Origin of the sequence: Photobacterium sp. BZF1 (genome assembly GCF_014349205.1) — a bacterium.
Lineage (GTDB): Bacteria > Pseudomonadota > Gammaproteobacteria > Enterobacterales > Vibrionaceae > Photobacterium.
In genome coordinates, this window is sequence record NZ_JACSOF010000188.1 from 1 (window position 1) to 10,820 (window position 10,820).

At 44.5% G+C, this 10,820-nt stretch carries 10 protein-coding genes; 2 read left to right on the forward strand and 8 right to left on the reverse strand.

Annotated features, from left to right (window positions below):
- Positions 1-286: 286 nt before the first annotated feature.
- Positions 287-502: a hypothetical protein gene (locus tag BIZ37_RS27090; RefSeq protein ID WP_187464178.1), complete on the reverse strand. Its 216-nt coding sequence runs from the start codon at positions 500-502 to the stop codon at positions 287-289.
- Between the two features lie 703 nt (positions 503-1,205).
- On the opposite strand from BIZ37_RS27090, the gene BIZ37_RS27095 reads away from it, so the two are divergent.
- Both BIZ37_RS27095 and BIZ37_RS27100 read left to right on the forward strand, forming a co-directional pair.
- Entirely contained in the window at positions 1,206-2,966 is a 1,761-nt protein-coding gene (locus tag BIZ37_RS27095; protein ID WP_187464179.1) for an ABC transporter ATP-binding protein, read from the forward strand.
- Positions 2,960-4,744 carry an ABC transporter ATP-binding protein gene (locus BIZ37_RS27100; protein WP_187464180.1) on the forward strand — a complete coding sequence of 595 codons (1,785 nt, stop codon included), beginning with the start codon at positions 2,960-2,962 and terminating at the stop codon, positions 4,742-4,744. The genes BIZ37_RS27095 and BIZ37_RS27100 overlap by 7 nt, the downstream gene beginning before the upstream one ends.
- A gap of 80 nt (positions 4,745-4,824) precedes the next feature.
- Here the strand turns inward: BIZ37_RS27100 and BIZ37_RS27105 are convergent, their stop codons facing one another.
- The 7 genes from BIZ37_RS27105 to BIZ37_RS27135 all read right to left on the reverse strand — a co-directional run.
- Complete coding sequence (locus BIZ37_RS27105; protein WP_107297819.1) at positions 4,825-5,049, reverse strand: hypothetical protein; 225 nt, start codon at positions 5,047-5,049, stop codon at positions 4,825-4,827.
- A 54-nt stretch (positions 5,050-5,103) separates the two neighbouring features.
- Positions 5,104-5,892 carry a metal ABC transporter permease gene (locus tag BIZ37_RS27110; RefSeq protein ID WP_187464181.1) on the reverse strand — a complete coding sequence of 263 codons (789 nt, stop codon included), beginning with the start codon at positions 5,890-5,892 and terminating at the stop codon, positions 5,104-5,106.
- 3 nt (positions 5,893-5,895) lie between these two features.
- On the reverse strand, positions 5,896-6,822 hold the full coding sequence (locus BIZ37_RS27115; RefSeq protein WP_187464182.1) for a metal ABC transporter solute-binding protein, Zn/Mn family: 927 nt from the start codon (positions 6,820-6,822) through the stop codon (positions 5,896-5,898).
- Complete coding sequence (locus BIZ37_RS27120; protein ID WP_187464183.1) at positions 6,812-7,945, reverse strand: hypothetical protein; 1,134 nt, start codon at positions 7,943-7,945, stop codon at positions 6,812-6,814. The genes BIZ37_RS27115 and BIZ37_RS27120 overlap by 11 nt, the downstream gene beginning before the upstream one ends.
- Positions 7,946-8,135: 190 nt before the next feature.
- Positions 8,136-8,579: an RNA polymerase-binding protein DksA gene (gene dksA, locus BIZ37_RS27125; protein ID WP_187464184.1), complete on the reverse strand. Its 444-nt coding sequence runs from the start codon at positions 8,577-8,579 to the stop codon at positions 8,136-8,138.
- A gap of 72 nt (positions 8,580-8,651) precedes the next feature.
- Positions 8,652-9,842, reverse strand: a complete 1,191-nt coding sequence (zigA, locus tag BIZ37_RS27130) for a zinc metallochaperone GTPase ZigA (protein ID WP_107297815.1) — start codon at positions 9,840-9,842, stop codon at positions 8,652-8,654.
- A 242-nt stretch (positions 9,843-10,084) separates the two neighbouring features.
- Positions 10,085-10,820, reverse strand: a 736-nt coding sequence (locus tag BIZ37_RS27135; RefSeq protein WP_222939853.1) for a hypothetical protein, incomplete at its 5' end; no start/stop codon positions are given.

Consider the following 10,820-nt stretch of genomic DNA (forward strand, 5'->3'; position numbering starts at 1 on the left):
ACCTTGTTTGTCGACCGCCATAACTGCGCGACAGATTGAGAAGTTATTCTTCTCTCTAGATCAATTTCAATGATGTGGGGCTCTGTTACTGCCATCGAGTCCGACGCTCCAGCACCTATAAGACAATAGATTTTACATTATAGTCATGCCCGCCCCAATCGAGAGTAATCCCTGTCTCAGTTGCACGACGATGAGCATCCGTTGGTGGAAAACCTTGCTGACCAACTTACTGCAAACTCAAGTCATCGCAAACAAAATAAAAACAGCAAATAACAATAGAGGTAAATTATTGCATTGATAGCAGTCCAAACAACAACATAATTGAGACCATTATAGAAAGTAATATTGTTTTCATGATCACTGTTACATAACCATTTTTATACCACTTAACGTTTTTATTTGTTTTTTCTATTCGTTTGAGTTCTCTTTTCAACTCTTCAACATCATAACGAAGACGCGTTACTTCTTTAATTAATTGCTTTTCTTTCATTGACTCACTCAAAACAGGTTCCTCCAAAAATAACTAATCCAATCAAACCTGTGATGGCACAACCAAGAAAAATAGAAAAGACCAACATAGTCCAAGGATGGTGGTAAGCCCATTGATTAATACTATTATGCATAGTGAATCTATTTTCCATTTTAACCGGTTGAAAAAATTAGTTTCCCAATCACTAATCCAAGTTTTACCCCGGCTAATATACCGAAAATAATACCTAGTTTAAGATGTTTAGATAACCACTGGTCTATGAATTCTTTCATAATAGTAATATCATATCTCATCTAATTTAAGGCCACCAATTAAGCCTTTTTACTTCTGCACGTAACTTTTCATTTTCTTTACTTGCCTCCCAAAGTAGTACTTCTAATTGATGTCTATCTAATCGCTGCATACCAAAAGGCCTCTCCTTCGGGTAATCGGTATTATTTTTAGGCTTTAAAAATTTAATTTCCACGTCAAATATCAGTCTTAAAAAGTGAAGATATCATCTATTTTATATTAATTGTTTATTCACTCATCATCGCTATTGATTGATCACCCCCTCTGTTTATAGAGTTCCAATACTGTTAAGCATCATGCCAAAGCAAATAACTACTAGCCTATACAGGGTGATGTATTCAGAATGATTTAGATTGTAAACCGGTGTACAATTAAGACTTATTCTCAATAGGCATACATCGAATCTTCCGAATGACTGAGCTTCATGACTAAAACACAATTTTTCGCGCATTACCTGCGTATGAATCGCAAGTCATATATACTGGCGATTATCTTCATCTTTATGGTTAACTGGCTGCAGGTTGAGATACCGCGCTATATCCAATTGGCAATCGACCTCATCGGTAATGACTCTCCAAATGGCCATCACCAGTTAACCAACTATGTGGGTATGGTCGTCTTCATGGCTATTTCCATGGTTGTGGTGCGTATCTGGTCACGCATATACGGCCTTAATCCAGGCCGAATCACAGAGGCTTCACTCAAAAATACCCTGCTGCAAAGGCTCAACCGCCTGCCGAACAGCTTTCACAGCCAATTCGCCTCTGGCAAACTTATTTCTATTATCAATAATGACCTAAACGGAATCCGGCTGCTGTTTGGTGTCGGCTTTCTGAATTTCGCCAATGCGCTAATGGCATTGTCCCTCACACCATTGTGGATGTGGCGTATTTCGCCCGAGCTAACGCTCTATTCGGTTGTACCTATTGTTATCGCCTTTGTCATTTTCCGTATCGGTTTCAAAAAATTGAAAGAACTGCATATGGAACATATGCGTCGATTGCAAAACCTCTCGGCACAATTGATGAGCTATTTATCCGGTATTGATTTAATCAAAAGCGAGCAAATGTCTCCGTGGGTGAAAGAAGAGATAGAAACTCTCAACCAGCAGCTGCTACGCTGTCGCATGAAAATCACCCGCATCCAAGTTTTCTTTATGCCAGTGTTGGATTATGCCAATAACCTCATGAAAATCATGATATTGGGGCTTGGTGGCTATATGCTGGCCAAACAGCAACTAACCCTAGGTGAGATTACAGCCTTCCTTTCCTACTCGGTACTACTGGCCCTGCCACTGATGCAGCTAGGACGAATTGCCACTATCTACCAGCGAGGTATGGTTGGGGTCGAAAGCGTCCAAACCATCCTCAATGCTGAAGTTCCCGATCAGGATGATTTACGCTTACCGCAAAATGAGTTGGACGTGTTGAAAGCAAAGACTATCTCGGTGAGGAACCTAAGCTTCAGCTACCCTGGCGAAGACACGCTCATTCTCGACAACATCAGCTTTGATATTCCGGCAGGTAAAAAAGTCGGCGTGCTTGGGAGTATCGGAGCAGGCAAAACGACTTTGGTTAACTGTCTTAACCACCATTTAGATACTCCAACCGGTACTATTTTCCTTGGTGATAAAGATATTAGTACTTTCTCCCGCAGCGACCTGCGCCGCTATATCAAAACCATCACACAGGAACCCTATTTATTCTCAGCTACTGTGGAAGATAACATTCGCTTTGGTAGCCTTGACCCGGAAATTGCCAAATCGCAAGTTGATGAGGTACTCGCTTTGAGCCAACTATCCGGTGATGTCGAGCGCTTTGACCAAGGTGACCAAACCATGGTCGGCGAGAAAGGCATTATGCTCTCCGGTGGTCAGAAGCAACGTTTGAGCATTGCCCGGGCACTGCTTGAACCGAGCGATTTGATTATTTTGGATAATGTCTTGTCTGCAGTCGATTACGAGACTGAACGCAAGATATTGGAAAGCCTGTTTGACCGACTACAGAATCAATCCGTGCTCGTTGTCTCCCACAGAGTTAATGCCCTTGAATATATGGACGAAATACTTGTGCTAAATGAAGGCAAAGTTATCGCCAAAGGTGATCACGCAACCCTACTCCAGACTTGCCCGTATTACTTGGAGACATGGAAACTGCAACAAAACGAAGCGGAGGCAGCATGCTAAAGGGTGTTGATGTTAAATACTTAAAGCATTTTTTAAAATTTGCCAAAAAATACAAAAGCTCTGCCATCCTCGGCGTTTCCATGCTGCCACTCACGGTAGCCACCAGTTTATTGTTCCCTTGGCTGATTATTCAACTGATCGATACTCACCTCGCCCAAGATAATACCGATGGCATGTGGCTCTATATCACTGCCCTGCTTGCGGTGCTGATCATCGACTACATTGTTGATACCACCTATTCATACAACCTGCGCAAAACGGGCCAGTACACCATTACCGATATGCGCTCGGTGCTTGTTGATCGTGTCTTAAGACTGCCCCGAAGCTACTTTGACAATACACCAAATGGCGTCACCCTGTCGCGCCTGACCAGCGATCTTGAGACCATCGGCGAGACCTTTATCCAATCCGTTGTCGGCTTGGTAAGAGATAGCCTCAATACCATCGCTCTGTTGGTGATGATGCTCTTTATCGATTGGCAGTTGACCCTGATTGTATTGCTTATCATGCCTCCGGTGATGTACCTGACCGTATATGTTCGCAACCGCTTACGGGCACTACATTTGAAAACCCGCTCTTCATTGGCCCGTGGGATCGGCTATTTGCAGGAAGTGATTTTAGGCGTCAAAACCGTTCAGCTATACCGTGCAGAAGAAGCTGTTGAGCAAAAATACAAAGGCTATACCGATGAATTTTTGAAAGCGCAGAAAAAGGTCAATAAATATGATGCCGTTCTGTTCTCCTTCATTTCCGGTATTACCTCAATCACGGTGGCACTGATGATTTGGTACGGTTCAGGTCAGGTGCTTGAGGCATCGCTGTCCCTTGGTGTGCTGATTGCCTTTATCAACACCTTGGAAAAGGTATTTGTACCTATTCGTGACTTCACCTCGCAAATCGCCTCGATTCAAAGCTCATTCGCAGCATTCGATCATATCGAAGAATTGTTTGTCGAACCGGTGGAAGAGGAAGGTCGAACTTTGCAGCCTAGCCACAAAGTTGAGAAGCAGCTTGAAGAGTTTGTCAGCCTGGAATTCAGAAATGTCAGCTTCCGCTACAAAGATGATGCTCCTTATGTCCTGAAAAACGTGTCCTTTATGTTGGAGAAAGGCCATCAGGTGGCGCTGGTTGGCTCAACCGGTTCAGGTAAGTCAACAATCATGCGCTTAATTTCGAAAACTTACCAAGATTACGAAGGCAGCATTTTGCTTAATGGCATTGAGCTTTCTGAAATCTCCATCGATGATTCGGCCCACCTGTTTTCATTGATGATGCAGGATGTCCACCTGTTCGAGGAAACAATCCACTTCAATATCGCGCTAGGTAAAGAAGACATCTACCGCGACCAAGTTGAGCAGGCTTCGCAGTATGTCTATGCCAATAGCTTTATCGAAAAACTACCACGAGGCTATGACTTCCCGTTGGATAAAAACGGTTCAAACCTATCAGCAGGCCAAACCCAGCTAATTTCCTTTGCCCGTGCAGTGGCACAAGGCGGTCAAGTCATGATGCTCGATGAAGCCACCAGCTCAGTCGATTCCATCACCGAAGATCTGATCCAAAAAGCCATGCAGCGCTTATTCAAGGAAAAGACCGTGATCGCCATTGCCCACCGCCTGAGCACAGTGCGCCACTCGGATATAATCTTGGTTCTTGAGCAAGGCGAAATTGTCGAGCGAGGGAACCACCAAGAGTTAGTAGACCAAAACGGTGTCTATGCTGGCCTGCTCAATGACTCGGAACTGCAGGGGGGTGAGTTGAAGGTTGCGAATTCGTAACCATGTAACCGTCTTACCCAATTCTTAATATGTCTATCAAGGGGAGCAAGCTCCCCTTTTTCTTCAGTGCACAGGGGCAGCTATTCCGATTTAACTTCCGTTTGGGCTTGCCTGAACCAGCTGAGCACCCTATTGAGATGTTGTTCGCCATACAAGCGAGTGAATTGCTGCGTGTAATGGTCTTTCTCTGTTTGCAACGCTTCAATTCGCTGCTCAATATATTCAGGCGTTAGCTCAAGGCCACACTCGACAGTAATGCAATGTTTCCACTCGGCAAAATTAGTTGGGATTATTGAAGAAGCCATATGTAGTCACTCCATTAATGATGCATACATTGAAGATATTCAAAATCACATTTGCTAGGTATTACTCATAGCAAATACTCTCTGCACAAAGGGCTGTACTAATAAATTGAACAGCAGACCTGCTACGAATAAGGTAATGACAATACTGGCACCACTTGGCAAGTCGTAATACGCCGAAGCCGCAATACCTGAAAGTATACCGACAACCCCGATACCAATACTGGCAACAAAGAAGTGGACTCCTTTGAGGGCTGAAGCGCACAAAGCAGGGATCACTAGCAACGCGAACTCCAAATATATCCCAGTCAGCTTAACCGTGATGGGCATTAATATAGCGAAAATAAGGTAAAAACCACTTCCTTGCATAAAGGTAGGTTTAAACCAAACCAGCATTAGCATTGCTGTGGTGATTAATGCCAAAGGCCAAACATCACCCCACGTCGACCAGAGCAACTGACCATTCAGGATTCCTTGGATAAAATCGGCACCATGTGGGTCTTTACTCACCAGTATGATTGCCAGCGACGCTGAAACAACAAACAGGCTTCCGATCATGGGTTCCAAATACTGTTTGTAGAGCTTTTCCATCAAAGCAATGACAGCGCACAACAGCAGTGACATTAGCCAAGGGCCAACCATCTCACCAAAGAAGGAACCTGAAAAAAGTGAGTATTGGCTCAACCCATAATGGCTTATTGCAGCTCCCAAAGCAGCGACCTGAGCCACTGCTAAATCAATAAAAATGATCTGTCGTTTCAGCACCTGCTGACCAAGCACGACATTACCTGCTAGGGCAATCAAACCGCAAAATATAGCGGGTAACAGCCATGCATATTCGACCATGGTTTAAGCTCGCTCCGGTGAGGGTTCTACCAGTACATCCAACAAAGCATCGATTATTTTCTCGTACAATTGATCCAAACTTTGCCCTTCGGAAACCGTCAGCGGAAGCTGTATGACAGGTTTACCTGTTCGTTGTTGCAGCCAAAATGCTGGGCGCTGATCCTGATGTGAGGAATACACTATCGCATCATAGGATTGTGGGTCCAACTTAGTTAACGAGTTCAAATGTGACGTCGTCGGCGAAACGCCTGGCTTTGGCTCAAGATCCGCAACTTGTTCAATTTCGAGCCATTCAAATAGATATCGATAGTTCTCATGATAGCCAACGACCTGCTTACCTTTGAGCGGCGCGGCTTTTACGTTCCATTCATTTAGCTTCTTTTGCCAATGAGAACGAAATTTCATGCCATTCAAGTGGTAAGTTTGCGCGTTCGCTGGATCGATAGCCTGTAAACGCTTCGAAATGGCTCTAGACAGAGGGATCATATCATTGGCAGCAAACTGGACATGGGGGTTGCCGTGGGCGTGGATATCACCCATGCTCCGATCAACGTGGTCGTGGGTGTCCAGCATACGGACATAATCCGTTGCATAAATCATACTGTCTGCACCATTTTGAACCGCACTATTACTACTTCTTGATTGAAGCATAGGCAGCCACCCGACTTCCAATTCGGCTCCCGAGCACATCGCCATATCTGCTTGGCGCATTTTGGCAATTAATGAAGGGCGGGCTTGCACGTAATGCGGATCTTGTTTGGCTGTTGTCGCAGAATAGATGGTTGCATCTGGGGCATGACTTGCCAGAAACGCCTTCCATTCAGGTTCACAAACAAAAATATTGAGTGCTAGCGCAGGTGAAGAAATGATGGCAGCCCCTGCTGCCATCATTGCTAAACTGCACTTACTAAAAGTCAGTTTAGAAAGCATGTGCTCCGTGTGCTCCAAATGTCATGACATATTGCAGTGTGAATACGTTGTCGGTATCGCTGTCTTGATTATCAACACGTGTGTATTGCGCGCGGATAGTACCGAAATGGGAGGAATCCCATGCAACCATGGCGTCGAATTCTTTGTCGTTCAGGTCAGTAAAGTGCATATGGTCATCATGTGCATGGCCGTCATAACTTTCTGCTTCACCATAGCGAAGCCCTGCTGACCAACTCGGGTTGAAACGGTAAACACCCGAAACATAATATGCGCTTAGGTTATCTGACGCCCCGTCTTCTTTGAATCGGCTGTCTACAACTTCATCCAGCCACATATACTCAGCAGACAAGGTGAAGTTTTGGTATTTGTAGTTACCATTTGGCGCCCACTTCCAAACAAAATCGGCACCGTACAAGTTTGAACCTGTCACTGCCGCACCGTGGTCGTGGTCATGCTCATCATCGTGGCCGTGATCATGATCTTCAAACTCGCTGACCTTACCGTCTTCATTGCGAAGATAGCTCAAGCCAAACTGCCAGCTTGATGACTCGGAAAAGTCATCACCTATTTTCAAGGTTGTGGTATAAACGCCGACTTTTGAGCCATCTTCAACAGCAGAGAGCCTGTCACCACTTAACGCTTCCACTCCAAATTTCACATAGAGGTCTGTTGGCAGCACTATGCTAGCCCTGACACCATCGTCGTAGTAATGAGAGCCAAGAAAGGTTCGGTAAGCAACTGGGCGCTCAACAAAACTGTCTGTGTGCATATGTTGGCTGTTCAAGTAACCAAAGTCAGACAGGAACCGTCCCGCACGCACGTTCAAACCATATGGCAGAGCAAGTGTTTCAATGAAAGCTTCTTCCAGATTCAACTCTGTTTCATCACCGTGGCTTTCTAGCACAGCGGTAAGTGCGCTGTAGAACTTATCATCGATGTTTGCAGACATGTTTAGCTCTGTGTGCCCCAAGCCAAACCCTTCTTCCCGTTCAGAATTATTTCGTTCGCCATCTTGGTAATAGCCATCCAAAACCACACCAATCTGGGGGTTAGAAAGAGTATCGGCCATAGCAGGTGAGACAAACATGCTACCAACAATGAGAGAGAGCATTTTTCTATTCACAACATTTTCCTTGTTTCGTTATGTTATAACATCATGTGCATATATGAATGTTATAACATAACATTTATATTGAACAAGGTGGATACACGGTGTTTAAAGTTTTAACGCTTTGATCTTGATTCAGATATTGGATGTTAAAAGTAAGAATTTGTCGGTGGAATGGTATGGGTTAGGCCCAAAACGTGACTTCCTAGTCAAGGTCTCTGCTTTGTTTCTTGTAATGATGCTCTTTGACTTCTTTGAGCGTTTTAACCTCTATACTATATTCGGCTGTCGGCCTAGCCAGTAGCCGCGATATGCCTATAGGCTCCCCAGATTCAAGACAATAACCATATTCCCCGATACGGATACGTTCCAATGACTCTTGGATTTTGACCAATAGTTTTTGTTCTCTATCGACAATTCTCAAGGCTAGTGCTGCTTGCTCTTCATAAGACGCTCTGTCATGTTCATCACTAAGTCCGCTCGAATTATTCATTTGCTCCTTTGCTTCCTCGATACGGGCCCTAGTAGTCTCATGCAGATCAACTAACCTCTGCTTGAAAAATTCAAGTTGAGATTCATTCATGTAGTCCGACTCTGGTGCTGATAAAATATCTTTTTCTGATAGTGTCACCGGTTGTTCTGAATTCATAATTTCCCCCAGTAGCGCTTTTCTAGTCGCCTTCACTCTCTGTCCAGAATCAAATAGCTCGCTGGTTATCCCCTACCTCCAGGCTGGAAATGGATCGCTCAATGTTGTCCAGTACACTTCTCCTTGTGATAATTCCGATTCAGATAACAAGCACTCATCAAGTGCCCTTGTCATTGCTTCTTGATCTAAGTTTTGACCTATGAAAACCAACTCCTGGCGCATATCGCCAAATGGTTCTACCCAGTTTTTCATTATCGCGGTGACATGCACTTCATCCGTCGGCCACTGATCCTCAGGCACTGATTTCCAAAACATGCCAGCAAAACCATAACGTGCTATACCCCCAGCCTGACTCCACTGCCCAGCATATTCTGGCCGTGAGGCTAACCAGAAATATCCTTTAGATCGTAATAGCTTCCCGTAGCTATGGGTGTTGTGTAAGAAACGATAAAACTTCTCAGGATGAAATGGTCGCCGAGCGACATAACTGAAGCTACCGATTCCGTACTCTTCGGTTTCCGGGACATGCTCCCCACGCATTTCCTTGAGCCAACCTGGCGCTTTTTGTGCACGCTCGAAATCAAACCGTCCAGTGTTTAACACATCATCAATATTCACATTGCCATTGGATATTGGAATAATCTGGGCGTGGGTATTGAGTGTTTTTAAAATAGCGATCAGCCTTTCAACCTCATGAGGTTCAACCAAGTCTGTTTTGCTGATCAGCAATACATCGGCAAATTCAACTTGGTCAATCAATAAATCTGCAACGCTACGTTCGTCATCTTCTCCCAATGATTCCCCCGTCTCCTGGAGGTACTTGGCTTCATCGAAGTCACGAATAAAATTGGAGGCATCGACCACCGTCACCATAGTATCCAACCTAGCGACATCGGACAGTGATACACCCTCGTCATCCTCAAACGTGAATGTTTCTGCAACCGGCAGTGGCTCGGAAATTCCAGTTGATTCAATCAATAAGTAATCAAAGCGTCCGTCTTTGGATAACCTATTCACTTCCAACAGCAAATCTTCGCGTAACGTACAGCAAATACACCCGTTACTCATTTCTACAAGTTGCTCTTCCTTGTGGCTCAGTGCGACCTCATTTTGTACCAACGAAACATCGATATTTATCTCGCTCATATCATTGACGATAACAGCGACCTTCTTGCCCTGGCGGTTATTAAGGATGTGGCTGAGCACCGTTGTTTTCCCGGCACCAAGAAAGCCTGATAGTACAGTTACAGGTAGTTTAGTCATTTAGATACGTCTCCATTATAATAAAATCAACCTGTTACATATCTGTTATGTTATAACATCACTTCAATCTATTGAAGTCTAGACCAAACTTTCTCACTCTGAGAACTGTGCTAATTCATTTTCTTTAACAAGGCTGGGGAAGCCATTCGTTATGTTGATCACATCATCTAAGATTCAAATTCATCAAAGGCCGCATTTGGCGGCCTTAATTCATTTGACTATTGTCTACTTAGATCTGCGAATTAGTTCGCAGGCCAATGGTAGTAAGTTAGGTTGTCTGGATCAGACTGTGCATCGTTGTTGTATAGCGTGCGCAGCGCTGCTTTAGCACGGTCACCAAATACTTCACCATCAGCACCAAATCCATCGAAGTGATCAAGGAAGCCAAGTGCATGCATGAGTTCATGAGTTGCTATCTCAACGTCAGCTAGACAAGTGCCGTCTGAAGAATCAAGGTTGAGCCATACCCATCCACCATCTGCTTTGAAGTAGTTGTTTTCGTCAATAACAATTGGGGCAATCTGCATATTGTTAGGGCCAATAGAAGCAGAGCCACAAGTTTGTTGGTTGGCATTAATTTTTACGCTTGTGCCAACAGAGAAGATAAGACCGCCTTTGCCTTCGACTGAAGAGTAGTCAAGAAGCCAGTCGCTTTCGTCGTGGTCAACGTGGATGAAGCCCATATCTTTGAAAACCGGTCTTCCGATGACTTCGTTGATGTTCGCAATTGCCTGTGCAAAGCGAGGATCTTTCTCTTCAACATCGCCTGTTTTCGAATTCACGTTATAGTAAACCGGAATAAGCTCTTTTTCGTTAGCCACATAACGAGCCGTCATTTTCGCGACAGCGGGAGCGTTAGGCTCAAGGGCGCATCGAAGACTTACGCAATTATATGTGTCATTGCGAGCAACTGAGTCTGGATCGGTGTCTGGGTATGTGAGCTGAGTATCCACATGAATATCACTGCCATTTGAAGAC

Bases quoted from the DNA above. Each gene is read 5' to 3' on its own strand.
- dksA (WP_187464184.1), bottom strand. From the start codon at position 8,579: ATGAATTCAGAACAACCGGTGACACTATCAGAAAAAGATATTTTATCA.
- BIZ37_RS27110 (WP_187464181.1), bottom strand. From the start codon at position 5,892: ATGGTCGAATATGCATGGCTGTTACCCGCTATATTTTGCGGTTTGATT.
- BIZ37_RS27095 (WP_187464179.1), top strand. From the start codon at position 1,206: ATGACTAAAACACAATTTTTCGCGCATTACCTGCGTATGAATCGCAAG.
- BIZ37_RS27100 (WP_187464180.1), top strand. From the start codon at position 2,960: ATGCTAAAGGGTGTTGATGTTAAATACTTAAAGCATTTTTTAAAATTT.
- BIZ37_RS27115 (WP_187464182.1), bottom strand. From the start codon at position 6,822: ATGCTTTCTAAACTGACTTTTAGTAAGTGCAGTTTAGCAATGATGGCA.
- zigA (WP_107297815.1), bottom strand. From the start codon at position 9,842: ATGACTAAACTACCTGTAACTGTACTATCAGGCTTTCTTGGTGCCGGG.
- BIZ37_RS27105 (WP_107297819.1), bottom strand. From the start codon at position 5,049: ATGGCTTCTTCAATAATCCCAACTAATTTTGCCGAGTGGAAACATTGC.